The organism is Parablastomonas sp. CN1-191 (assembly GCF_049354825.1).
GTDB lineage: Bacteria > Pseudomonadota > Alphaproteobacteria > Sphingomonadales > Sphingomonadaceae > Novosphingobium.
Map to the genome: position 1 here is coordinate 2179391 of NZ_CP186480.1, position 23711 is coordinate 2203101.

Genomic DNA, 23711 nt, shown 5'->3' on the forward strand with positions numbered 1-23711 from the left:
CCGGAGAATGCCGTGATGGACCTCGCCCGCCTGCTCAAACCCGCCGCCGACAATATGCTGACCACGCTCGACGGCCTGCTCGCAAAGGCGGCCGACAACGGCGGCGACGCCTTGCTGGAAGCGCGGCTGGCGCCCGACATGCTGCCGCTGGCCGCGCAAGTGCGGATCGCCTGCGACCAGGTGTCGATGGCGCTCAAGCGCGTCAGCGACAGCACTTTTTCGCTTTCGGACGACCCCGACACGACGATCGCCGCCGCGCGCCAGCGCGTTGCCGGCACGAAGGCCGCCCTGGCCGCGCAGGCCGATGCCGGCTTCGTGACCGCCGACAAGCAGATCGAATTGTCGCTGCCGAACGGGATGTCGTTCGCGATGCCGGCCGAGGACTACCTGGTCGACTGGGCGATCGCGCAGCTGACCTTTCACGTCTCGATCGCTTACGCGATCCTGCGGATGAAGGGGCTCGAGATCGGCAAGCGCGATTTCCTGCCCTACATGTTCCGGCACGTGAGCAAGGGGGCGGGCGCCCCCGCCGCCTAGTTGCGCGGCGCAACTCCCGCCGCGCGAACCGCGGCGGCGTGATCCTTGGCATTGTGGGCGTAGTGCGCGACCCCGGCGCGCATGGCCAGAATCGCGGCCTCGTCCAGTTCGCGCATGAAGCGCGCCGGCCGCCCGCCCCAAAGCGTTCGCGGCGCCATCACCTTGCCCTCGGTCAGCATTGCGCCGGCGGCGAGCATCGCGTCGCTGCCGATCACTGCCTTGTTCATCGCGATTGCGCCCAGGCCGACGAAGCCGCGATCCTCGATCCGGCAGCCGTGGACCATTGCCATGTGTCCGATCAGCACGTCATCGCCGATGATCAGCGGACTGCCCCCGGGATCGCCGAGGCGTTCGGGATCGCAATGCAGGACCGAACCGTCCTGCACGTTGCTGCGCGCACCGATGACGATGCGGCTGACATCGGCGCGCAGCACGCAGTTGTACCAGATGCTGCTATCCGCCCCGATCTCGACATCGCCGACGATGACGCAGCCGGGCGCGACGAACGCGGAATCGTGGATCCGCGGCACCTTGCCGTGAAGCGGTATGATCGTGGTGCCCGGGCGCGGGATCATTGTCAGCGGACCTTCTTGAACATGTGCGACCACGTCACATAGGGCAGGATCGAGGCGTGGTCATCGCTCCACGCGCGCGGCGCCATGCCCTTCAGCGGACGCCATTCGAATGGCTCCGACCCGCGGCGAAGCGCGGCGATCCGCGCCGGGTTGCGTGCCAGCACGACATACGACGAAGGGACCATTTGCGGCGTGTCCGGGTTGTCGTCACGGATTGCGGCGGCAAGGCCTGCGTCGCGGGCCAGCGCCGCAACAACCGGCTCAAGGTCGATATAGCGGTTGGAGATATGTACCAGCAGCAGCCCGTCGGGACTGAGCTTGTCCAGATAGGTCGCGAAGGCTTCGCGCGTGAGCAGGTGGAGGGGGATCGAATCGGAGCTGAACGCGTCGAGTGCGATCAGGTCGAAGCTGCCGGGTGCGCGCCTGGCCATCTCGAGCCGCCCGTCGCCGATCACGATCCGCGCGTTCGGAGCGCAATCGCGGATGTAAGTGAAGGTGCCCTGCCGGCTGTAGCGAACCACCGCGGGATCGATCTCGAAAAACGTCCACTGCTGGTCGGGCTGGGCGAAGCAGGCCACCGTCCCGCTGCCCAGCCCGGTCACCGCGATGCGCGCGCCGTAGCCCAGCAGTCCGCGCGCCTGCCGCAGCACCAATCCGATGCCAGAGGTCGGCCCGTAATAACTGGTCGGTACATCGCGCAGGGCCGGCAGCGTCGATTGCTGGCCGTGCAGCGTCGTGCCGTGAGCGAGCGTGCGCACGTGATCGTCGGGATAGTCGCGCACCGTGTAGACGCCGAAATAGCTCCGCGTGCGCAAGTGATCGCGCGACGCCTCGAGCGTTTCCCAGCCGCCTTGGGCCAGCATCAGCACCAGCAGCACCGCGACGTAGGCGGCGCGCCAGCGATAGAGGCCAACCCCCGCGAAGACCGCGCCGAGCGTCCACGCCAGGCGCTGCCAGCCGGAGCCGTCCTCCATGAAGATAAGACGGATCTGCCAGGCGCAGAACAGCGCGAAGAGGAACAGGATGACGCCGGTCAGCCGTTCCATCCCCGGCTCCAACCCGCCGCGCCCCCGCCAGTCGAGCGTGCGCAGCGGCGGCAGCAGCGCCGCGGCGGCAAGCACCAGCAGCGGGTGCTCCCACACCCAGTCAAACACCAGCGGTGCGACTAGCGCGGTAAACGCCCCGCCCAGCGCCCCGCCCGCCGACATCGCCAGGTAGAACGCGGTCAGCCGCGCCGGCTCGGGCCGCGCCAGGTACAGCCGCGTGTGCAGTGCCGTGCAGACCGCGAACAGCAACAGGACGGTGGCAAAGACCAGCGAAAGCCCCTGGTTGCCACGAGACGACATCGCCAGCCCGCCGACCAACAGCACCAGCAGCGGCGTTGCCAGCGCGATCCAGCCTGCCGCGCCGCGCCGGTCGGCAAAGGCGATCGAGAAGCTGAGGAGATAGAAGCCGAGCGGAATGACCCACAGTAGCGGCATCGCGAAGATGTCGGTGGTGAGGTGCGTCGTCGTCGACAGCATCAGGCCGGAGGGCACCGCCGAGAGCACGATCCACAGGGCGACGCGCCGCCAGCCGAGCGGCGCACCCGGCGCCGTGACGTCAGCGGGCCTGCCGGTCGCGCCGCGCCGCGCCCGCGCGCAGGCCCAGACCAGCGCAATCAGCGCCAGGTAGCCGGCGCTCCATCCCCACGATTGCCAGTGCAGCGCCAGCAGCGGTTCGGCCAATAGCGGATAGGACAGCAGGCCGGCGAAACTGCCGATGTTCGACGCCGCGTAAAGCGCCCACGGCGCCCGCGCGCGGTCCTGCGCGGCGTACCATCGCTGCATCAGTGGCGCCTGCGCCGCTACCAGGAAAAACACCGGCCCGATCGACAGGAGCAGCAGCACCGGTACCCACAGCGGCTCGCTGCCGGCTGCCGGCGCCGGCAGCGTCACCAGTCCCACGGGCAGGGTCAGCACCGCCACCGCCAACAGCGCCAGGTGGATGCGGGCCTGCCGCGCCGGCGCATAGCGCCCGATGATGTGGGCATAGCCGTATCCGGCCAGCAGCAGCGCCTGGTAAACCAGCATGGCGCTGTTCCACACCGCCGGGGTTCCGCCTAACCGCGGCAGCGCCATGCGCGCGATCATCGGCTGGACCAGGAACAACAGGAAGCTGCCCGCCAGGATCGTGACGACGAACAGCGCGCGCGCGTCGCGCGGCGGGCTGGCCGCAGGCATGGTCACGGACGGTGGATGCGAAACAGCACGTGCGGGCGCAGCGGGTGTCCTTGGGGCAGCGAGGGATGGTCGAAATCCTCGCCGGGCGCGCGCTCCATGCCGAGCCGAACCATCAGCGCCTGGCTGCGGGCGTTGCCCGGCGTGGTGATGGCGACGACACTGTCCCCCGGCAGGTTCGCCCAGGCCCAGGCGAGCGAGGCCTGGGCGGCTTCGCCGGCATAGCCCCGCCCCCAGGCATCGCGCGCCAGTCGCCAGCCGATTTCGGTTTCGCTGAGCGGTTCGCGCGGCGGGATCACGCCGCAAAAGCCGAGGACCCGGCGATCTTCCTTGCGCTCGACCGCCCAGAAGGTGTGGCCGTGGCTGTCCTGCAGGGCCTGCAGGCGCCCGATCAGCGCGTCCGATCCGGCGCGGTCCAGCGCGGGGAGATGCTCCATCACCGCCGGGTCCGCACCGAGGCGCCAGAAATCGTCACGATCGTCGGCGCTCCAGCCGCGCAGGACCAGCCGCTCGGTCTCGATCACGCGGCCTCCCGCGCGCGCCATACACGCCGCGCCAGGCAATGAATCGTGGTGGGATTGTCGGCGGCGGGGAAATCGACGTCATGGTAATCGAGATCGGCCCGGCGGACGAAGCCGAGGCGGCTCATCAACTTGGTGGATGCCGTGTTGGAGGCGCTGGTCTGGCCCCAGACCTCGCCCCGGCCCAGCGTCTCGAACGCATAATCGAGCGCCGCCCCGGCCGCTTCGGCGCCGTACCCCTGGCCCCAGTACGGCTCGGCAAAAGCCCAGCCGATTTGCGCCCGGCCGCTGATCGCTTCGGGCTGTTTGGCGATCGTGGCCAGGCCGCAGCGCCCGATCGTCTCACCGTTGTCGCGCCGCGCCACGACCCAGAAACCGTAGCCGTCGCGCGTGAAAGCGGCGAGATCGCGCGCCAGTGAATCCTCGATTGCGGCGCGGTCGGCCACGCCGCCCAGGTGGCGCTGCACGGCCGGGGTATTGAGCGCCGCGCGGCGGAACGCGATATCGCCGGGAACGGGCGCGCGCAGCACAAGCCGCGTGGTGACGATCATCGCCCCCGCCCTAGCCGTTGATCATCCGCGCGGCGTGCGCGGCGTGGTACGTGAGCACGCCCGAGGCGCCGGCGCGGCGAAACGCGGTCAGCGTCTCGAGCACGAGCGCGTCGCGGTCACCGGCGCCGGCCGCGGCGGCAGCCTCGATCATCGCGTATTCGCCGCTCACCTGGTACGCGAAGACCGGCACCTCGAAGCGCTCCTTCACCCGGCGCACGATGTCCAGGTACGGCAACCCGGGCTTGACCATCACGCTGTCGGCCCCTTCGGCCAGGTCGGCGGCGACTTCGCGCAGCGCCTCCTCGGCATTGCCGTAATCCATCTGGTATGTCCGCTTGTCGCCCTTGAGCAGCCCGGCGGAGCCGACCGCGTCGCGGAACGGGCCGTAAAATGCGCTCGCATACTTGGCGGCGTAGGCCATGATCTGGACGTTGTGATGGCCCGCGCCCTCGAGCGCCGCGCGGATCGCGCCGACACGGCCGTCCATCATGTCGGACGGGGCGATCACGTCGGCCCCGGCGGCAGCCTGGTTCAGGCTCTGCCCGACCAGCACCTCGACCGTGGCATCGTTGACGACAAAGCCGCCCGCGTCGACCAGGCCGTCCTGGCCGTGGCTGGTGTAGGGATCGAGTGCGACGTCAGTCAGGACGCCGACGTCGGCGCCGACCGCGTCCTTCACCGCCTTGATCGCGCGACACATCAGGTTGTCGGGATTGAGCGCTTCGCGGCCGGTTTCGCAGCGCAGGTCGCGCGGCGTATTGGGAAACAGCGCCAGGACCGGGATGCCGAGCGAGACTGCTTCCCTGGCGCGTTGGCCGATACGGTCGACCGACCAGCGCGAGACGCCGGGAAGGCTGGCGATCGGCTCTTCCACGCCGCTTCCGCTCGTCACGAACAGCGGCCAGATCAGGTCGGCGGGGGTCAGCGCGGTCTCGCGGTGCAGCGCGCGGCTCCACGCTGCAGCGCGGGTACGGCGCAGGCGCAAGTGAGGGTAGGCGGCGGTCATCAGCCGGGTCTTAGGCGCGGCGCGCGCCCGCTTCAATGGTGGCTAGATCCCGGCGCGGGCAATCTCGCGCGTGGGGCTTGCGGTGGATGCCAGCACCGCCGGGCCCAGCGCCGCCCCGGGGCGCACGGCGCGCAGTTGCGCCAGGCGCGAGCGGAAGGCCTTGAGCTCGGCCGGATCGACCGCCTGGGCGACGGTGAACTGCGTGGTCAGCGGATTGACCGGCACTCCGCCGCGATAGAGTTCGTAATGGAGATGCGGCCCCGTCGAGAGCCCGGTCGAGCCGACGTAACCGATCACTTGGCCGGCGCGGACGTGCTCGCCCGGACTGACCGCGATGCGGCTCATGTGGCCATAGCCGGTGCCGAAGCCGCTGCCGTGGTCGAGCTTGACGAAATTGCCGTGCCCGCCGTGCCAACCGGCGAAGACCACCGTGGCGTCGCCCACCGCGTAGATCGGGCTGCCCCAGGCGGCACCGAAATCGACCCCGGCGTGCATCCGCGTGTAGCCAAGGATCGGGTGGCGACGCGCGCCGAAGGTGCTGGTGATGTGGCCCACAACGGGCATCAGCAGCCCGGTGCGCTGGGCGCCCATCGAATCGGCGTCGAAGAACTGGCCGTCGCTGCCCCAGCGCAGCAGCTGGGCGCGCGGCTTTCCGCCGCGGTCGAGCCCGGCATACAGCAGGTCCCCGACCTGCACCTCGCCGGTGGCCGAACGCTTGAACGCGACGACGATATCGAACGTGTCGCCGGGCGCGATGTCCGTATCGAGAGCGAGATGGCGGTCGAGCGCCTGGAGGTACTGGGCCGCCGCCTCGGCGGGAGCGCCGGCGGCGCGCGCCGAGCGATAGAGGCTGGCGCCGACCGTGCCGCGAATGCGCAGCGGCGTCGTGTCGACCGCGATCGGCTGGCGCACAAGCCCCAGCGGCCCGCCCGGCGCGCGCAAGACCGTCAGCGCCAGATCGAAGCGCGCCCGCAGCGCCAGCCGCTGCAGGCGGTGCGAACCGTCTGCCGCGCGGGCGAGTGTGATGTCGACCGGCGTGCCCGGCGTCAGCTCGCCCACGGCCACCGCGCTGCCGATCAGGTTGCGCGCGGCAAAGGCATCGATCGCCGGCGCACCGGCGCGCGTCAGCAGCCCGGCAAGGTCGTCGTCGCCGCCCAGCACCGCCACCAGCGAGACTTGCGCCCGCTCGGCCACAGGCCCGATTGCGGGACGCACCAGCGGCCCGGGGGCGCTGCGGCGTCCCGATTCGGCGCCATAGGCCAGCGGCGCCGTGCCCAGGCTGGCAAGCTGGTCGCGCTGGTCGCGGGCGGTGAGATGCGGCTCGGCGGCCTCGACGCGGGCGAGTTCGGGCGTAAAGGCGAGCGCCGCGGCCGCGAGGGCGAGGAGAGTGCCAAGGCCGCGGAACCAGCGCCGCGAACCGATGTCGTGCGCCAGGTCGGGCGCCCAGTCGACGGCGGCAAGGCGCGTCCGCCAGTCGCGCGCGATCGGCGCGGCCACGATCTGGCTCCCGATTGCATGCCCGGCGCCGAGCAGGACCGGCCCGTGCGGCCCGCCCTGTCCCGGCTCCAGTGCCTCGCGCGGCTTGAACATCGACGTGATTCCCCGCAGCCCGCACTGCGGACCCTAGCCCCCGCTCTGGCATCACAGGGTTAATCTTAGCCTAAGATGCTGGCGGGGGCGGGGAAAAAGTGCCCGCCGCGGCCTTGCCGCCAGGGACTGCGCGCGCCAGATTGGAGTGGCAATGGCGCAGCACCGCATCCTTCCGGGCCCGCGCCGGGACCGCGACACGACCGTCAAGGCCGTGCTGGGCCCGACCAACACCGGCAAGACGCACCTCGCGATCGAGCGCCTGATAGCGCATTCCTCGGGCGCGATCGGCTTTCCGCTGCGGTTGCTTGCGCGCGAGGTCTATGACCGCGTGGTGGCGATCAAGGGTCCGAACGAGGTCGCGCTGATCACCGGCGAGGAACGCATCGAGCCCAAGGGCGCGCGCTGGTTGCTGTGCACCGCAGAGGCAATGCCCGCTCGTCCCGATCTTGCCTTCGTGGCCCTCGACGAGGCGCAGATCGCCGCCGACCGCGAGCGCGGCCACATCTTCACCGACCGGCTGCTGCACGCGCGCGGGCGCGAGGAGACGATGCTGCTCGGCTCGGCGACGATCGAGCCGCTGGTGCGCAGCCTCGTCCCCGAGGCCGAGATCGTCTCGCGTCCGCGCTTCTCGACGCTCAGCCATATCGAGCCCAGGAAGCTGTCGCGGATTCCCCCGCGAAGCGCGATCGTCGCCTTTTCGGCCGACCAGGTCTACGCTGTGGCCGAAATGCTGCGCCGGTTTCGCGGCGGGGCCGCGGTGGTGATGGGCGCGCTCAGCCCGCAGACCCGCAACGCGCAAGTGCAACTGTTCCAGTCGGGCGAGGTCGACTACCTGGTCGCCACCGACGCGATCGGGATGGGCCTCAACCTCGATGTCGGTCACGTCGCCTTTGCCGGCCTGTCCAAGTTCGACGGCGTGCGCCAGCGGCGGCTGACCCCCGCCGAGATGGCACAGATTGCTGGCCGTGCCGGGCGCCACCAGCGTGACGGCACATTCGGCGCACTGGCGGGAGCAGGCGCCAGAACGGACGGGCGCGATGCCGAGTTCACCGCCGAAGAGGTCTTCGCGATCGAGGAGCACCGCTTCGCGCCGCTGACCCGGCTGTTCTGGCGCCAGCCGGACCCGCGCGGCGCGACACTGGCCGGCTTGATCGCCGATCTCGAGACTCCGCCCCCCCGCCCTGAACTCGCCCCCGCGCCCGAGGCGGTCGACCTGGCCGTGCTGCGCCGCCTGGCCGACGACCCCGCGATCGCCGCCGGCGTTCGCGGCGAACGGCAGGTGAACCGGTTCTGGCAGGTTTGCTCGCTGCCTGACTTCCGCCAGCATGGTGCCGAGACGCATGCGCGCTTCGTCGCCCGGTTGTGGGACGACCTGGCGCACGGGCAGCTGTCGCTCGACACGGTGGCCGGCGCGATCGCGCAGCTCGACAACGTCCAGGGCGACATCGACGCGCTGCAGGGCCGCATCGCCGCGATCCGGTCGTGGGCCTACATCGCGCAGCGCCCGGACTGGGTCATCGCGCGCGAGGAAATGGCCGCCCGCGCCCGCGCCGCCGAGACGCGGCTGTCCGACGCGCTTCACGCCCGCCTGACCGAGCGGTTCGTCAACCGCCGCACCAGCGTTTTGATGCGCCGTACCGGCCCCGACGCGGGCCTGCTGGCGGTCGAGCTGGCTGGCGACACGGTGCTGGTCGAGGGGGAAGCCATCGGAACGCTGGCCGGCTTTCGCTTCAAGGTCGATCCGGCGACCCGCCATGCCGACCGCAAGCTGCTGCTTGCCGCCGCCGAACGCCACGTACCCGAACTGCTGGCGAAGCGAGCCGGCGACCTGGCGAAAGCGATCGCAGATGGCAGCGCCGCGATCGCCATCGCGGACGGCGCGATCACGTGGGACGGCATCGCGATCGCCGCGCTCGATCGCCGCAAGGGGGCGGGCCGGCCGCAGTTAATTGTCGATCCGGCGCTGCGCGCGCTGGGAGCGGCGGCGAACCCGCTGCTGGGCGCGATGGAGGACTGGCTGGCGGCGCGGCTCAAACCGCTGGCACCGCTCGACGCCTTGCTGGCGGCGGCGCGCGATCCGGCCGCCGGGGCCGACCTGCGAGCGCTGCTGATCGCGCTGGCCGATGCCGGCGGGGTGCTGGCGCGCGCGGGGTCGGGGCTGGACCGCATCGACGATGGGCAGCGCCAGCGGCTGCGCCGACTGGGTGTGACAATCGGCGCGCTCGACCTGTTCGTGCCGGCGCTGCTCAAGCCTGCCGCGCTGGCGGCGCTGGCGCTGGTGGGCCACGGAAACGGGCTGGCGGCGCGGCCCGTCGTGCCGCTTCGCGATGCACCGTTCACTCACCGCAAGCTGGGCAAGCAGGCGCTGCGCGTCGATCTTGCCGAGCGCCTGCTGCGTGCCGCGCACGAAGCCCGGGTCAAGGCCCAGGCCAGGCCGCCGCGCGATGTGGTGCTCGATCCCGCGCCGGCCGTGTCGATGGGGCTGACGACGGCATCCTATGCACGGCTGCTGGCGCAGGCGGGATTCCAGGCCCGCGTCTTTCGCCCCCTCGCCGATGGTGCCCACGGGCCGCCGGCACCGCCGCGCTGGCGCTGGCGGCCGCCGCGGCGCGCCCCCGCGGAAAGCGCGCCGCGCACCGCGCCGGGCGGCGCGTTCGCGGCGCTGGCCGACCTGATCGCCTGAGCGCCGATGCGGATCGACAAACTGCTGTGGTTCCTCCGGCTCGCCCGGTCGCGCAGCTTTGCGCGGACGTGGGCTGAGGCCGGCCACATGCGCATCAACGGCCGCCGCGTCGAGAAACCGTCGTGCGAGGTGCGCGCGGGCGACGTTCTGACCCTGCCGATGCGCTCGCAGGTGCGCGTGGTCGAGGTCATGGCCCTGCCGGTGCGCCGCGGGCCGCCGGCCGAGGCACAGGCATGTTACCGCGTGCTTGACGGCTCCGGCTCAAATCCCATAGCAGCGACAGACCACACGCCCGAGGGGACAGTTCTGCCATGACTTACGTCGTCACCGACGCCTGCATCCGCTGCAAGTACATGGACTGCGTCGAAGTCTGCCCCGTCGACTGCTTCTACGAAGGCGAGAACATGCTGGTGATCAACCCCAGCGAGTGCATCGATTGCGGCGTCTGCGAGCCCGAGTGCCCGGCCGAAGCGATCCTGCCCGACACCGAAGGCGGGCTTGAGCAGTGGGTCGAACTCAATGCCAAGTATTCGGCCGAGTGGCCCAACATCACGGTCAAGCGCGACAGCCCCGAGGATGCCGACGAGCACAAGGGCGAAGAGGGCAAGTTCGACAAGTATTTTTCGCCCGAGCCCGGCGAAGGCGACTGATTCGCGCCGCCGGCGCGGCCCGTCGCGCATTGGACAAGTCCGCCTTCGCAGGCGCAGCGCGCGGTGATTCTGCGCGCTGGCAATTTTGTTACCGGTGTGCTATATAATCGTCACACGTCCCGCGGACTTCCGCCGTGGGTTTGCAGCACGAAAGGCAGGTTCGACAGCCAGGCTCGACAGGAGGGACGGTTGGCATTTGCCGCATCGCCCACCCTCGAAAGCCGCTGAAGGTCGTCTGCGGCCCGCAAGGTCGCCCTGCCGGGTGAAAGGACGATTCATGGCAACCAAGGCGAACGCCTTCGACGTTGGCGACTATGTGGTTTACCCCAAGCACGGGGTCGGCCGGGTGATCGAACTGCAAAAGCAGGAAATCGCCGGCATGCAGCTCGAACTCTACGTGCTGCGTTTCGAGAAGGAGCGCATGACGCTGCGCGTTCCCACCAACAAGGTGGAAGCGATCGGCATGCGCAAGCTGTCCAGTGACAAGACCCTGCGCGAAGCGCTCGAGACGCTGAAGGGCAAGCCCAAGGTCAAGCGCACGATGTGGTCGCGCCGCGCCCAGGAATACGAAGCCAAGATCAACTCGGGCGATCTCGTCTCGATCGCGGAAGTCACGCGCGACCTGTTCCGCGCCGACGACCAGCCCGAACAGTCCTATTCCGAACGCCAGATCTTCGAGGCCGCTTCGTCGCGCCTCGCCCGCGAACTGGCGGCGATGGAAAAGACCGACGAGCCAGCCGCGCTGCAGAAGATCCTCGCGATCCTCAACGAGCACGCGCCCAAGTACTACGCGGAGCAGGCAACCGCCTGATCGCGGTTGCGCCGCGCAACTATGCCGAAAGGGCCGGTCCGCAAGGGCCGGCCTTTTTGCTGTGCCCTCGATCAACGTCCGACGCCCGCCGACGAGGGGCTTGCCGTCCCGCTTGTCGCCCAAGCTTTGCTGTATTACATCAGTAACACGGAATAACCGCGCGGAGAGTGGCGATGCGTATCAACAATCTGTTCAAGGCCCTGGCCCCCATCATGGCGATCGCGCTCAGCGGCAGCATCTCGGCCTGCAACGGCGAGGTCAGCGTCAACGGCAGCAAGGGCGTGCCCTTGTCCGAGCTCGACCTGTCGGGCAAGGCGCCCGAGCACCTCGTGCTGGCGAGCCCGGACGAGATCCGCGTGACGCGCGGCGACAAGCTGGCGATTACCGTCGATGGCGACGGAGAGGCCGCCGGCCATGTCCGCTTCACGCTCAAGGACGGGGCGCTCGGCATTATGCGCGACGACGGCTTCAAGTGGCACGACGGCGACAAGACCGTCGTCGTCAACGTTACCATGCCCGATCCCGCCGAAGTCACGCTGGCAGGATCGGGCAAAGTCACCGCGCCCGGCCTTGCCAGCGACGCCAAGGTGACCGTGGCCGGGTCGGGCACGGTCGATGGCGGATCGCTTGCCTCGCAGAAACTCGAACTGACCATCACGGGCTCCGGCGATTTTCGCGCCGCCGGCACCGCCCATGACCTCAAGCTGACGATACTGGGCAGCGGATCGGCGCACGCCGAGGCGCTCAAGGTCGACGAAGCCAAGGTTACGGTGGCGGGGTCTGGCAGCGCGAGCTTCGCTTCCGACGGCAACGTCAAGGCCGACATCCTGGGGTCGGGCGAAGTCCGCGTTATCGGCCGCGCCACCTGCCGGGTCAGCGCGATGGGTTCGGGCCGGCTGGTCTGCGAAAACGGCACCGCTCCTGCGGGGCCAGCCCCCACGCCCCCGGCACCGCCGGCACCGCCTGCCCCCAAGGGCTGAGCGGTTCACTTGCGCGCAAACCCCGTGCGGCTATGGCACCCGCCTGGCCGCACGGGGATTGCCATGTTTTACAAGCTGATCGCTGCCGCACTGGCAACCGCCGCGCTGAGCGGGTGTCTCGCCAAGACCGCGCTCGATGTCGCCACGCTGCCGGTCAAGGTCGCTAGCAAGACCGTCGACGCGGTCACCACAAGCCAGGCCGAGGCCGACCAGAAGCGCGGCCGCGAGCTGCGCAAGCGCGAGCAAAGGCTTGGCGAGCTCAAGCGCGATTACGACAAGCAGGCCAAAAAGTGTTTCGGCGGCGACGCTGATGCCTGCGCGAGGCGCGACAAGCTCGGCGCCGAGATCGCGCAGCTGATGCCGCTGGTCCCCGCCGAGCCGAACTAGGCCGCGGCGCGGCGCAGCCGGTCGTTGATCGCCGCGCCCACGCCAATGTCCGGGATCGGCGCCACCGCCACGCGCGGCTGCGATGCCAGGCGAGCGGCGTGAAGCGCATCGTAAAGCCGTGCCGCCGCCTCTTCCAAGTCGCCGCGCGGCGAGAGCGAGATCGCGCCCGGCACGGCTCCGAAACCGATCAGGAACTCGTCGGCAGCGGCGCTGCGTGCGTCCAGCCGCACGGGTTTGCCGGGTGAATAGTGGCCCGCAAGCTGGCCTGGCGCCTCGATGCCTGGCGCCGTGACGTCGCTCGCCGGTCCCAGCTGGGTTTCCAGCGTTTCGCGCGCGATGGGTCCCGGACGCAAAAGTTGCCACGATCCGTCGCTGCGCAGGGCGACGATGGTGGATTCGAGGCCGGCATGGCACGCCCCGCCATCGACAATCAGTGAAACGCGGTCTCCCAGCCCTTCGGCAACGTGCCGCGCGCTCGTCGGGCTGATCGCACCGCTGCGGTTTGCAGATGGCGCCGCCAGCGGCAACGCGCAGGCATCCAGAATCGCCCGCATGGCGGGATGGGCCGGGCAGCGCAGCGCGATCGTCGGAAGCCCGGCGGTGACCGCGGGGGCGACCCGCGCATCCGGACGAAGCGCCAGCACCAGCGTGAGCGGGCCGGGCCAGAAGCGTGCCGCCAGCTGGCGTGCGCGGGTGCCGAAAAGCGCCAGCCGCTCGGCGTCTGCAAGTGATGCAACGTGGACGATCAGCGGATTGAAGTCGGGGCGGCCCTTGGCGGCATAGATGCGCGCGACGGCAGCGGGCGAATCGGCCCTTGCGGCCAGTCCGTAGACCGTCTCGGTCGGCACCGCGACAAGCTCGCCCGCGGTCAGCAGGCGCGCCGCCTCGGCTGCCGTTACGGCATCGCAGGGTCGCACCGCGGCGAGGACAGAGCGCTTGTCGGCCATCGGCGACCGCTATAGCGAGGCCGCACAGACAAGGAACCGCCGATGGACTTTGCCCCCGCTACTGCCGACCAGCTCCTGGCGCTGAAGGTCTGCGCCGGCATCGACGAACTGGCGGCCCATCCCCGTTTCGAGGCTGCCAGCCCTGACATGGTCACGGCCATCGTCGAGGGTAACGGCCAGTTCGCCGCTGGCGAATTCGCCCCGCTCAACCGCATCGGGGACCATGAGGGGGCAACGCTCGCCAACGGCACGGTTACACTTCCGGCGGGCTTTCGCGAGGCATACGGGGCCTATGTCGAGCAGGGCTGGAACGGTATCGGCGGCGATCCAGCCTACGGCGGACAGGGCCTGCCCTTCAGCCTGGCCGCCAACGTGCTGGAGAACCTGGGTACCGCGAACCTGGCGTTCTCGCTGCTACCGATGCTGACCGTGGGTGCGATCGACGCGCTGGGCCATTACGGCAGCGACGCGCAGAAGAACGTGTTCCTGCCGAAACTCATCAGCGGCGAGTGGACCGGGACGATGAACCTGACCGAGCCGCAGGCCGGCTCCGACGTCGGCGCGCTGCGCACCACCGCGACGCCAATCACCAATGGCGAGCACGCCGGCAAGTTCGCGATCCGCGGCACCAAGATCTTCATCACCTGGGGCGAGCATGACCTGGCCGCCAACATCGTCCACCTGGTGCTTGCGCGCACCCCGGGCGCGCCCGCGGGAACGCGCGGCATCAGCCTGTTCCTGGTGCCCAAGTTCCATGTCGACGGCGATGGCCGGATCGGCGCGCGCAACGACCTTCGCTGCGCCGGGATCGAGCACAAGCTGGGGATCATGGCATCGCCGACCTGCGTGATGAGCTTCGGCGACAACGACGCCTGCATCGGCGAACTGATCGGGCGCGAGAACGAAGGCCTCAAGGCCATGTTCGCGATGATGAACTCGGCCCGGATCAACGTGGGCGGGCAGGGCGTCGAAATCGCCGAACGCGCCTGGCAGCAGGCGCGCTCCTACGCGCGCGAGCGTGTCCAGGGCGTGCGCGGCGGGCAGGGCGTTGCCATTGCCGAGCATCCCGACGTGCGGCGCATGCTGCTGCGGATGCGTGCGCTGACCGAAGGGGCGCGGGCGCTGTTCTACTATACCGCCGGGCAGGTCGACCGCGGCGCACTGGGTGACGCGGCCGCGCAGGCGCGGGCCGACGCGCTGGTGCCGCTGCTCAAGGCCTGGGGCACCGACATCGGCATGGAGGTCGCCAGCCTGGGCGTGCAGGTTCACGGCGGCATGGGCTTCGTCGAGGAAACCGGCGCCGCGCAGCACTACCGCGACGCACGCATCGCCCCGATCTATGAAGGCACCAACGGCATTCAGGCCGCCGACCTCGTCACCCGCAAGCTCGGCTACGAGAACGGCGCGGTCGTGATGTCCCTGCTGGCCGAGGTGGCGCGCGAATGTGCCGACACGCCGCTCGGCGCCCTGGCGCGCGACGCCGGCGCGGTGGCCGCGTGGATGGCGGACGGCGCCTCGGTCGATGACAAGCTGGCCGGCAGCGTGCCGTTCCTGGCGATGTTCGCCGCGGCGGTAGCAGGCTGGCAGCTCCAACGGCAGGTCCCGGCGGCCGAGGGCGCGCTGGCCATCACCAAGCCGGTCGTCGCGCGGTGGTTCGCGCACGACTTCGCCGAAGAGATTCGCGGTCTGAAGGCGGCGGCCATGGCGGGCGCGGCGCCGCTCTACAGCCTCGACGCCGAGCAGCTGACGGCGTGACCTGGGACGGCGCCCCCGCCTACGTCTGGGACGGCGAGGCCGCGCGCGACGTACCCGGGCTGACCGCGCCGCCGCTGGCGCTGCTGCGCGGGATCGACGCGCAAAAGGCCGCCGTTGCCGAAAACGTCCTGCGCCATGCCCGCGGCCACGCTGCGCACGACATGTTGCTGTGGGGCGCGCGCGGAATGGGCAAGTCGGCACTGGTGCGGGCCGCGGTGCTGGCAGCGCAGGAAGCGGCGCCCGCGGCGCTGGCGCTGGTCCAGGTCGGGCCCGACGCGCTGCCGGGGCTGCCGCGGCTGTTCGCCGAGCTGGCGCACGCGAACCGCCGTTTCCTTGTCTTCATCGACGACCTGGGCTTCGACGAGGGCGACAGCGCCGCGCCGCGCCGCCTGCGCTCATGGCTGGAAGGCGGGGTCGAGGCGCGGCCCGGCGGGGTGCGCCTGGCCGTGACGTCGAACCGCCGCGCGATCGTGGCGCGTTCGCAGTCCGAGCAAGGGCATTTCGAAGGCGACGGGCCCATCAACCCGCGCGACGCCGTGGATGACCGGCTGGCACTGGCCGATCGCTTTGGCCTGTCGGTGGGTTTCCACGCCTGCTCGCAAGACGATTACCTTGCCATCGTCGCCGGCTATGCAGCCGAACACGGACTGGCTTTCGACGCCGCCGACGCGCTGGAATGGGCCCGGCGGCGCGGCGCCCGGTCGGGCCGGGTCGCGTGGCAGTACGTCACCGAACTGGCCGGGCGGGCCGCCCGCCCGCTCTAGCCCCTCAGGGCTTGGCGGGATCGTCGCGGAAGCTGGCCTGGGTGCCGGCACCCGGATCGCCCTTCAGCTCCTTGACCGGCTCGAGGTGCTTGGTAACCACCGGCTTGACCGCGGGCGCCGGCGCGGCGCCGGGGGCGATCACCCGCCAGACGATGCCGGCGGTATCGTCGGTCACCAGCAGCGCGCCGTCCTTGGCAAACGCCACCCAGGTGGGCCGGCCATGAGTCTTGCCGTCCCTGGTCAGGAATCCGCCCAGCAGCGGCAGCGGCTTGGCCAGCGGGTTGCCGTTGCCGTCGAACGGCACGAATACCACGTCATAGCCCGCCGCCGGCTTGCGGTTCCACGAACCGTGGCGCGCGATCACCGCACCGCTGGCGAAACCGCCGCCCAGCCTGGCACCCTCGGCCACGAAGGCCACGCCCAGCGGGGCGGTATGCGCGCCGAGGCCGTATTCGGGCTTGCGGATGTACTCCTCGATATAGTCCGGGATCGGCGCCGATACGCGCTTGTCCTCGTACGTCTTCCAGTAGAACCACGGCCATCCGTACTGCGCGCCGATCGGGACGTTGGTCAGGTAATCGGGCGGGGTATCGGGACCGAGCTGGTCGCGCTCGTTGACCACGGTCCACAGTTCGCCGGTCGACTGGTTCCACGCCATCGCGTTGGGATTGCGCAGGCCGCTGGCATATTCACGCAGCCGCCCGGTGGTAAGGTCGAGCTCGAGAATGGCGGCACGGCGGTGCTCGGCATCCATGCCGTTCTCGCCGATGTTGCTCGACGATCCGACCGAGATGTACAGCAGCTTGCCGTCGGGGCTGACCACCAGCCCGCGCATCCAGTGGCGCCCGGCGGGGGCAAGATCGGCGATCTTGCGCGGCGTGCCGGTCAGCGTCGTCTGTCCGGGCTGGAAATCGAACGCCAGCACCGCGTCGTGATTGGCGACGTAAAGCTTGCCGTTCGCCCAGGCCAGGCCCGAGGGCGAAGACAGGCCATTGCCCTGGCGCAGCACGCTGCGCTGGTCGGCGCGCCCGTCTCCGTCGCTGTCGCGCAGCAGCACCAGTGCGTCGGGCGAGGGGGCGCCGGCGCCGGCGCGCTTCATCAGCAGCCGCTCGAAAAAGCCGGTGATGCCGCCGCCGCTTCGCGGGGGCGAATTGGTCTCCGCCACGATCACGTCGCCGTTGGGCAGCACCAGCATCGTGCGGGGGTGATCGAGCCCTTGCGCAAAGCGCGTCACCTGCAGGCCGGCGGCCGCCGTGGGCGCTTCGTTCGCGGCCCAGCCGATCGGCTTGGCGATGGCGAAGGCGGGGATCGTCTCGGTCTTGGCCTCGACCATCGTCGGCCACTTTCCCGACAGTTCGTCGGGGGTGTGCTTGGCCTCGGTCGGGCGCAGCAGGAACCAGGCGGCGACGGCCAGGAGGACGACGGCGGCAACGACGCCGAACAGGATCTTGCGGGACATGGTCATGGCGCGAATCTAGCAGCCGCGGCGCCGGCGGCAATGGCGCATCGCGGCGCGGCGCGCTAAGCATTGCGAATGTACGATTTCGCCCCCGCCGCCGATGCCCCGAAAGCCACCGTCTATGACGACCTTGCCGCCGCCGCGAAGGCGCTGGTCGCGGGCGAGCCGGACGGTGTCGCCAACATGGCCAACCTCGCGGCGCTGATCTGGCAGTTCCTGCCCGAGCTCAACTGGGCCGGCTTCTACCGGGTGATCGGCGGTGAACTGGTGCTCGGGCCGTTCATCGGCAAGCCCGCCTGCATTCGCATCGCCCTGGGCAGCGGTGTTTGCGGGACGGCGGCTGCCAGCGGCGAAACCCAGCGCGTCGACGATGTCCACGCGTTCCCCGGTCACATCGCCTGCGACGCCGCCAGCGTTTCGGAGCTGGTGGTACCGGTGCTGCGCGACGGGCAGGTGATCGCGGTCATCGACCTCGACAGCCCGTCACCCGCGCGCTTCGACGCCGAAGACGCCGCCGGGATCGAGGCGCTGGCCCGGATCGCCGCCGCCGCGATCTAGAGCTTGCGCCCGATCAGTTCCTTCATGATCTCGTTCGTGCCGCCGAAGATGCGCGTCACGCGCGCGGCGCGCCACATCCGCGCGATCGGATACTCGTTCATGTAGCCGGCGCCGCCGTGAAGCTGCAGGCACTTGTCCATCGTCTCCCACTGCAGTTCGGTGTGCCACAGCTTGGCCGCGGCGCCTTCCTCGGGCGTCAATTCTCCGGCATTGTGGCGATTGAGGCACCAGTCGAGGTGTGCCCAGCCGACCTGCAGCCGGGTCTTGAGATCGGCAAGGACGAAGCGGGTGTTCTGGAAGTCGATCACCGGCTTGCCGAAGGCCTTGCGTTCGCGGGTGAATGCCACGGTCAGGTCGAAGGCCTTCTGCGCGCTGGCCTGCGCCGACACCGCGATCGAGAGCCGCTCCTGCGGCAGCTGGCTCATCAGGTAGACGAACCCCTGGCCCTCCTCGCCGAGGCAATTGGTGATCGGCACGCGCACGTCCTCGAAAAACAATTCCGAGGTATCGGCTTCGTCCATGCCGATCTTGTCGAGGTTGCGGCCCCGCGTGAACCCGTCGCGACTGGCCTCGACGAGGATGATCGACACCCCCTTCCAGGCGGGCTGCACGTCGGTATCGGTCTTGGCGCAGACCAGGACCAGGTCGGCGTTCTGGCCGTTCGTGATGTAGGTCTTCGACCCGTTGATGACGTAGTGATTGCCGTCCTTGCGCGCGGTCGTGCGCATGGCCTGAAGGTCGCTGCCGGTGCCCGGCTCGGTCATCGCGATGGCGGTAATCGCCTCGCCCGAGACGAGTTTGGGCAGCCATTCGCGCTTCTGCTCGTCCGAACCGTAGTGAACGATATAATCGGCGACGATATCCGAATGGAGGGAAAAGCCGGTCGTGGCGCCGCCGGTATAGGCGCTCTCCTCGTCGACGATCGCGTTATAGCCGAAGTCGAGGCCGAGGCCGCCGTATTCCTCCGGCACGGTGGGACACAGCAGGCCCAGTGCGCCGGCCCTGGGCCAGATGTCCTTGGGGACGATGCCCGCTTCGGCCCACTGCGCCGCGTGCGGAGCGATCTCTTCGGCCATGAAGCGGCGGACGGTCTGGCGAAACGCCTCGTGGTCCTCGCCGTAAGCTGTGCGCGCAAGGTCATCGAGCGGCATGGTATGGATCTCCCGTTACGGCGCGAGCCTGTGCCCGGCCCGGCCGGCCGTCAACCGAGTTGCGCAGCGCAACTTCACCGCCGGCTGGCGCTTGCGATCGGGCCGCTGTCGACGCCGGCCTTCACCAGCGTGGTCGGCACCAGGATCGGCATGCAGCCGAACGACGGCATCTCGCCGCTTGCCTGCGCCTTGGCCGGGATGGCGAAGCGGCAGATGGCGCCGGTGCCGTTGTCGAGCTCGAACACGCGGTCGGGCCCGTCGCGGTTTATCTCGGCCATTCCGTCGAAGCCGACGATGATCGATTCGCCCGATGGCCGCGCCACCAGCATCGTTCCTGCCGGCAGCGGCATCCCGTCGGCGCCGAGCAGGCGGATCGACCACGGCACGTAGCGCAGCACGTCCATCGCCACGAGGCCGACGGCGCGGCGCGGGATCGTGACGCGCAACTGCGTGCGCCGCGCCAGCACGTCGGCGGGCAGCTTGTCGGCATCGATATCGTAGCTGATCGGCACGTAGCCGGGGATGTCGTCGATCAGGAGAAGTCCCTTGCCGTTGGTCTTTCCGGCCAGGCGGTTCTCGCGCATCACCGTGATGCCGCCGACATTGCCGGCGCGAACAAGGGCATAGCTGTTTTCCGACTGGGTGCGCGCGAACACCCCGCCGCCGGCCACGATCAGCGTTCCACGGGCGTTTCCGCGCACCGACGTCGCGCCGTCCTCGTGCAGGACCTGGGCCTGGAACACGCCCTGGTGCGGGCGCCAGGTCAGCTCGGCCAGGGCGCGGGTCCGCTCGCCGGTCGAGGCTTCCAGCGCGTAGCCGATCGGGTCCACGATGGACTCCGGCTTGCGGTAATAGGCGGAAAACTCGGCTTTCCGGTCGTCGAAATAGCTGGCCGAGCCGCCTGCGAAACGGTCGCGGCCAAGCCGTACCGACAGGCTGACCGAGGCTGCGAGCGAACGTCGCTCGCCAGTGGAGGTGCGATAGACCGCGGCAAAGTTGGCGGACATCCGCTTGCCCAGCGATACGCCGAAGGCGGCGTTGGCGACGGTCCCTGTCTCGGCCAGGCGCTGGTGCAGCGGATCGGCCAGCCGGGTAAAGCGGCCCGCGCTGAACTGGAGGCGATTATCGCCAAGAGCGTACGAAATCTGCCCTACGAGCGTGCGCTGAGGGGCAGGATCGCCCAGTTCGCTGGCGGCATCGCGGTACCCTCCGCTGGGTAGCGAGAAGGCGAGGCGCGCCGACAGCTTCTGGCTCACCGATTCGATCGCGCCGGTCAGCATGGTCCCGGTCTGGCCCGTGCGCGTCCGGCTGAAACGCGGTTCGAACGAGGCAAGCGCAACGTTGGCGAGCGCAACGTCGGCGCGCGCGCCCACGTTGACGAGGCCGCGCGCGGTCTCGCCGCTGACTTCGGCGGTCAGATAGCGCGAAAGCCCCCGGCGAAAGAAGCCGGAGGCCGCGAACGGACCGTAATCGTTGCTGACCAGCCCGTATCGTCGTCGCACGAACCCGGCATTGAGCGCGTATTGCTGCAAGCCGGGCGTCAACAAGTCGGTCGAGGCATAGAATCGCACGGTCTGGACCGTCTCGCGCCCGAGCGCGTCCTTGACGATCAGCGAAACGGTCCCGCGCCCGAGCGAGGCTGGCACGTTGCGAACGGTGAATTCCCCGGGATCGACTTTGCCGACTTCCGATCGCTGCCCGTTTATCAGCAGGTCCACACCCGTCGGCACAGAGACTTGCCCGGTGAACGAGGGGAGGGGCAAGGTCACCAGGTCCGGCCGCAGCGCGAAGTCCGAGGCGATCTGGATACCGCCGATGCGGACCGGCCGTTGCCCGCGCGATCCCGCGGTCACCACGTCGCCGCCAGTGGCGACGACGCCTTTCGACGGGATCAGCCACTGGACGAAGCTGTCGAGCCGCTGGACCTGGCCATGCCCGCCGCTGCTGGCGGTCGCGGTTATCGTCGTTGCCCCATAGACGTTGCCGCGACCGAGCGCGGCCGCAAAGGCGCCGCCTGCCGCGGCTTGCTGCGGCGTTCGCGACGCCGTGACGTCATAATCCAGCCGCGCCCAGGTAAGCGGGGCGCTTTGCCCCTCTTGCTGCTTGCTGTGGGTCAGGTCGATCAGGTTGCCGCCGTCGCTCTTGCGCATCAGCGCCACGACCAGCGTCTGGCTGAGCGGATCGAAGCGAAAGCTGGCGAGACCGAGCGAGGCGAGCGATATCTTGCCGCCGGCCTCCGCCGGCACGGGCAAGCCGGCCGCGCGCGCCTGATCGGCCTCGATCGTCAGGACATTGCCCTGCCATTCGAGGTCGACCATGCGCGCGCGGCGTTCGCCGTCGACGATGATGTCGGACAGCCCCGGGGTGCCTGCACGGGAAACCGTGCCGGCGGTCACCCCCTGGGGGAGGGCGAAGGGATCCTCCTGCGCATGCGAAACAGGAACCGCGCCAAAAACCGCGGCGATGCACGCAAGCGCTAGGAGGAGGGCCCTGTCAGCCGCACGGAGCGGGCTGGACATCTACGGCCTGGCCGTCGGCATCGGCAACGAGGCGCAGCGGCCCCCGATTGCACGCGCCGGCAATGGCGAGACGAATGGCGCGGCCGCCCTGGACATAGCGCAGCCCCCCTTCGCTGAGGGCAACCGGCGCACCGCCGGCGGTGACGCGAATGTTGACCAGCCGCGCGGTCTGCCCGCCGCTGTTGGTAACCTCGATCCCGTCGCCGGTGGTCTTCCAGCCAAGCTGCGCGGGGGCCGCCTGGTCGCGGTCGACGAACAGCGGCAGCACGAAGCGAATTCGCGTGTTGGCGGCGCTCTTGCCGTCGTTGCGCGGATCGGGAAGCTGGTCGATCGTCAGCCGGAACGGCTTTTCGCCGGCACTGGCGGGATCGTTTCGAAGCAACCGCACGATCTGGGTCTGGCCCGGCCCGACCGTGGCGATGGCGGGTGAAATGGTGATGGCGCGGCTGGGCGCGAAGCTGTCGCCGTCAAGTGTCTGGCTCCATGCGAACAGGCGAGCCTGGACCACCAGCGGCTGCGCGCCGGTGTTGATCAGGCGCATCGTCTGCCCGGTGGCGTTCCTGTCGAATTCGAAGCGCAGCGGCGTAACGCTCAGCTGCGGGCCGGTCATGATCTGGCCCGGCGCCGGACCGGGATCGGCCGGGGCGGCAAGGGCAGAAGGGCCGGTGGTGGCCGCGGGGGCAGCGATGCCCCCGGCGGCGACCGGTGCGGCCTGGCCGGATGCGGCCAGACCGAACATCAGAAGAGCGATGGATGATCCGCCCGCTGCTCGCAGCGCGCGCTTGGTCTCAAATGCTAGGCGAATCATCCATGTCTCCTGATGGTTAGTACGTCAGCGTGACCGTCACCGTGTCGGTGTACTGGCCGGCCGCGACAGCGGCGGCCGACGCCGGGATGCGGCCGTAGACGTTGATGGTCTGGTCCGAACCGGTGCCGGTGCCGGGAATCTGGGTGCTGGACGACAAGGCAGCGGTGCGGCCCGAGTCCGAATAGAGGTTGTAAGGCACCAGGACGGTGCCGTTCTTCATGTTGCGCTGGCCCGAAGCGACGTTGGCGCCGTCACCGAAGGTCACGTTGTAGGCGGTGTCCTTGGTGCACTTGGCAACGGCCGAGCTCTGCGCGTCGACGGCGGTGCCGCCGATGAAGTTGGCGTTGAAAGTCAGGTTGTTGACCGCGAGCGTGCAGGTGTTCGCGACGTTGAGCGTCACGGTCATGTCCTGGTTGACGACAGTCGCGGCGGCGGCCGGCATGGCAGTGCCGAGCGCGGCAAGCGAAGCAAAACCGATGATCAGATTACGCATGTTCTTATTCCCCGAAAAAGCAGTAGCCTTGTTGGCCCTGCCCCCATGCCTCCGATCGGGTTGCAAAATTCCTAATAGTTACACAGAAATTTGCTATTGCCCGCGGGCGAATACTTAGCGTGGGCATGGTTAACGTCGCGTAAAAACCAGTAACGCCCGCACAATTAAGAGCGGGGCGGGAAATACTTGCGCAATTTGAAAAAAGACCGGCGAGCGCCGATCAGAAGGTGAGGGTAACCGTCACCTGGTCGCGATACGGGCTCGGGAAGATCTGCGTCATTCCTGCGACGCGGCCGTAGGCGGAGACGCGGACCATGCCGACGTTGCCGGTATTTCCGGCGACGCTCGTGCCCGGGTTCCACAGCTGGGTGCGGGCCGCGTCGCGATAGATTGCATAAGGCTGCACGCGAGTCGGAAACTTGTCAGCCCGCATGTTGCGGACCAGGCCGACTGCGTTGCTGCCGGCGTCGATCGAAACCGCAAAGGGCGTATAGGCGGTGCAGCGCACGTCGATGTCGGATTGTGCGTCGACCGTCGGCGTGATGACTTTCACGTCCCCAAAGTCGAGGCCGCTCACCCGCATCGTGCAGCCGGTCGTCACGTTGAGGCTGGCCTGGAAAGTGGCGGACTTCTGCGCGGCGGACGCGGGCGTGCCGAAGGCGATTGCCCCCGCTGCCAACACCGTTCCGATCACGCGTATGGTCACGATAATCCCCTGTCCCCCTGAGCCGGATAGCGGCCAAGGCT

The 23711-nt window shown here is 69.5% G+C and carries 23 protein-coding genes; 10 read left to right on the top strand and 13 right to left on the bottom strand.

Annotated features, from left to right (window positions below):
• Positions 1-15: 15 nt before the first annotated feature.
• Positions 16-537, top strand: coding sequence for a DUF1993 family protein (locus ACOYW6_RS10820; RefSeq protein WP_423141322.1), 522 nt, complete (start codon positions 16-18; stop codon positions 535-537).
• On the opposite strand, the gene ACOYW6_RS10825 is transcribed toward ACOYW6_RS10820, so the two are convergent.
• The 6 genes from ACOYW6_RS10825 to ACOYW6_RS10850 are packed head-to-tail and all read right to left on the bottom strand — an operon-like array spanning position 534 to position 6999.
• Positions 534-1112, bottom strand: a complete 579-nt coding sequence (locus tag ACOYW6_RS10825; RefSeq protein WP_423141323.1) for a gamma carbonic anhydrase family protein — start codon at positions 1110-1112, stop codon at positions 534-536. The genes ACOYW6_RS10820 and ACOYW6_RS10825 overlap by 4 nt on opposite strands.
• 2 nt (positions 1113-1114) lie before the next feature.
• Positions 1115-3334, bottom strand: coding sequence for a spermidine synthase (locus ACOYW6_RS10830; protein ID WP_423143118.1), 2220 nt, complete (start codon positions 3332-3334; stop codon positions 1115-1117).
• A gap of 2 nt (positions 3335-3336) precedes the next feature.
• A complete protein-coding gene (locus tag ACOYW6_RS10835; RefSeq protein ID WP_423141324.1) occupies positions 3337-3876 on the bottom strand; it encodes a GNAT family N-acetyltransferase in 540 nt (179 codons plus the stop codon).
• Positions 3852-4403: a GNAT family N-acetyltransferase gene (locus tag ACOYW6_RS10840; protein WP_423141325.1), complete on the bottom strand. Its 552-nt coding sequence runs from the start codon at positions 4401-4403 to the stop codon at positions 3852-3854. The genes ACOYW6_RS10835 and ACOYW6_RS10840 overlap by 25 nt, the downstream gene beginning before the upstream one ends.
• A 10-nt stretch (positions 4404-4413) precedes the next feature.
• Positions 4414-5409 (bottom strand): porphobilinogen synthase, encoded by a 996-nt coding sequence (gene hemB, locus ACOYW6_RS10845; RefSeq protein WP_423141326.1) that lies wholly within the window; start codon positions 5407-5409, stop codon positions 4414-4416.
• A gap of 42 nt (positions 5410-5451) precedes the next feature.
• Positions 5452-6999, bottom strand: a complete 1548-nt coding sequence (locus ACOYW6_RS10850; RefSeq protein WP_423141327.1) for a M23 family metallopeptidase — start codon at positions 6997-6999, stop codon at positions 5452-5454.
• A gap of 151 nt (positions 7000-7150) precedes the next feature.
• Between ACOYW6_RS10850 and ACOYW6_RS10855 the strand changes: the two genes are divergently transcribed.
• The 6 genes from ACOYW6_RS10855 to ACOYW6_RS10880 all read left to right on the top strand — a co-directional run bounded on the left by ACOYW6_RS10855 (position 7151) and on the right by ACOYW6_RS10880 (position 12510).
• The gene (locus ACOYW6_RS10855) at positions 7151-9682 is read left to right on the top strand and encodes a helicase-related protein (protein ID WP_423141328.1); all 2532 of its coding nucleotides are present in this window, start codon (positions 7151-7153) and stop codon (positions 9680-9682) included.
• Between the two features lie 6 nt (positions 9683-9688).
• The gene (locus ACOYW6_RS10860) at positions 9689-9997 is read left to right on the top strand and encodes an RNA-binding S4 domain-containing protein (RefSeq protein WP_423141329.1); all 309 of its coding nucleotides are present in this window, start codon (positions 9689-9691) and stop codon (positions 9995-9997) included.
• Positions 9994-10332 (top strand): ferredoxin FdxA, encoded by a 339-nt coding sequence (gene fdxA / locus ACOYW6_RS10865; protein ID WP_423141330.1) that lies wholly within the window; start codon positions 9994-9996, stop codon positions 10330-10332. The genes ACOYW6_RS10860 and fdxA overlap by 4 nt, the downstream gene beginning before the upstream one ends.
• A gap of 277 nt (positions 10333-10609) precedes the next feature.
• On the top strand, positions 10610-11143 hold the full coding sequence (locus ACOYW6_RS10870; RefSeq protein ID WP_423141331.1) for a CarD family transcriptional regulator: 534 nt from the start codon (positions 10610-10612) through the stop codon (positions 11141-11143).
• A gap of 173 nt (positions 11144-11316) precedes the next feature.
• The gene (locus ACOYW6_RS10875) at positions 11317-12123 is read left to right on the top strand and encodes a head GIN domain-containing protein (RefSeq protein WP_423141332.1); all 807 of its coding nucleotides are present in this window, start codon (positions 11317-11319) and stop codon (positions 12121-12123) included.
• 63 nt (positions 12124-12186) lie between these two features.
• Positions 12187-12510, top strand: coding sequence for a hypothetical protein (locus tag ACOYW6_RS10880; RefSeq protein WP_423141333.1), 324 nt, complete (start codon positions 12187-12189; stop codon positions 12508-12510).
• Here the strand turns inward: ACOYW6_RS10880 and ACOYW6_RS10885 are convergent.
• Positions 12507-13457 carry an L-threonylcarbamoyladenylate synthase gene (locus ACOYW6_RS10885; RefSeq protein WP_423141334.1) on the bottom strand — a complete coding sequence of 317 codons (951 nt, stop codon included), beginning with the start codon at positions 13455-13457 and terminating at the stop codon, positions 12507-12509. The genes ACOYW6_RS10880 and ACOYW6_RS10885 overlap by 4 nt on opposite strands.
• A 42-nt stretch (positions 13458-13499) precedes the next feature.
• On the opposite strand from ACOYW6_RS10885, the gene ACOYW6_RS10890 reads away from it, so the two are divergent.
• Positions 13500-15212 (top strand): acyl-CoA dehydrogenase, encoded by a 1713-nt coding sequence (locus ACOYW6_RS10890; protein ID WP_423141335.1) that lies wholly within the window; start codon positions 13500-13502, stop codon positions 15210-15212.
• On the top strand, positions 15209-15976 hold the full coding sequence (locus ACOYW6_RS10895) for a DUF815 domain-containing protein (RefSeq protein ID WP_423141336.1): 768 nt from the start codon (positions 15209-15211) through the stop codon (positions 15974-15976). The genes ACOYW6_RS10890 and ACOYW6_RS10895 overlap by 4 nt, the downstream gene beginning before the upstream one ends.
• Positions 15977-15980: 4 nt before the next feature.
• On the opposite strand, the gene ACOYW6_RS10900 is transcribed toward ACOYW6_RS10895, so the two are convergent.
• A complete protein-coding gene (locus ACOYW6_RS10900) occupies positions 15981-17441 on the bottom strand; it encodes a PQQ-dependent sugar dehydrogenase (RefSeq protein ID WP_423141337.1) in 1461 nt (486 codons plus the stop codon).
• A gap of 69 nt (positions 17442-17510) precedes the next feature.
• Between ACOYW6_RS10900 and ACOYW6_RS10905 the strand changes: the two genes are divergently transcribed.
• Positions 17511-17993: a GAF domain-containing protein gene (locus ACOYW6_RS10905; RefSeq protein WP_423141338.1), complete on the top strand. Its 483-nt coding sequence runs from the start codon at positions 17511-17513 to the stop codon at positions 17991-17993.
• On the opposite strand, the gene ACOYW6_RS10910 is transcribed toward ACOYW6_RS10905, so the two are convergent.
• The 5 genes from ACOYW6_RS10910 to ACOYW6_RS10930 all read right to left on the bottom strand — a co-directional run bounded on the left by ACOYW6_RS10910 (position 17990) and on the right by ACOYW6_RS10930 (position 23670).
• The gene (locus ACOYW6_RS10910; protein WP_423141339.1) at positions 17990-19144 is read right to left on the bottom strand and encodes an acyl-CoA dehydrogenase family protein; all 1155 of its coding nucleotides are present in this window, start codon (positions 19142-19144) and stop codon (positions 17990-17992) included. The genes ACOYW6_RS10905 and ACOYW6_RS10910 overlap by 4 nt on opposite strands.
• A 74-nt stretch (positions 19145-19218) precedes the next feature.
• Positions 19219-21540 (bottom strand): fimbria/pilus outer membrane usher protein, encoded by a 2322-nt coding sequence (locus ACOYW6_RS10915; RefSeq protein WP_423141340.1) that lies wholly within the window; start codon positions 21538-21540, stop codon positions 19219-19221.
• A gap of 97 nt (positions 21541-21637) precedes the next feature.
• Positions 21638-22402 (bottom strand): fimbrial biogenesis chaperone, encoded by a 765-nt coding sequence (locus ACOYW6_RS10920; protein WP_423141341.1) that lies wholly within the window; start codon positions 22400-22402, stop codon positions 21638-21640.
• 85 nt (positions 22403-22487) lie between these two features.
• Positions 22488-22964, bottom strand: a complete 477-nt coding sequence (locus ACOYW6_RS10925) for a Csu type fimbrial protein (RefSeq protein WP_423141342.1) — start codon at positions 22962-22964, stop codon at positions 22488-22490.
• Positions 22965-23184: 220 nt separating this feature from the next.
• Complete coding sequence (locus ACOYW6_RS10930) at positions 23185-23670, bottom strand: Csu type fimbrial protein (protein ID WP_423141343.1); 486 nt, start codon at positions 23668-23670, stop codon at positions 23185-23187.
• Between the last annotated feature and the right edge of the window lie 41 nt (positions 23671-23711).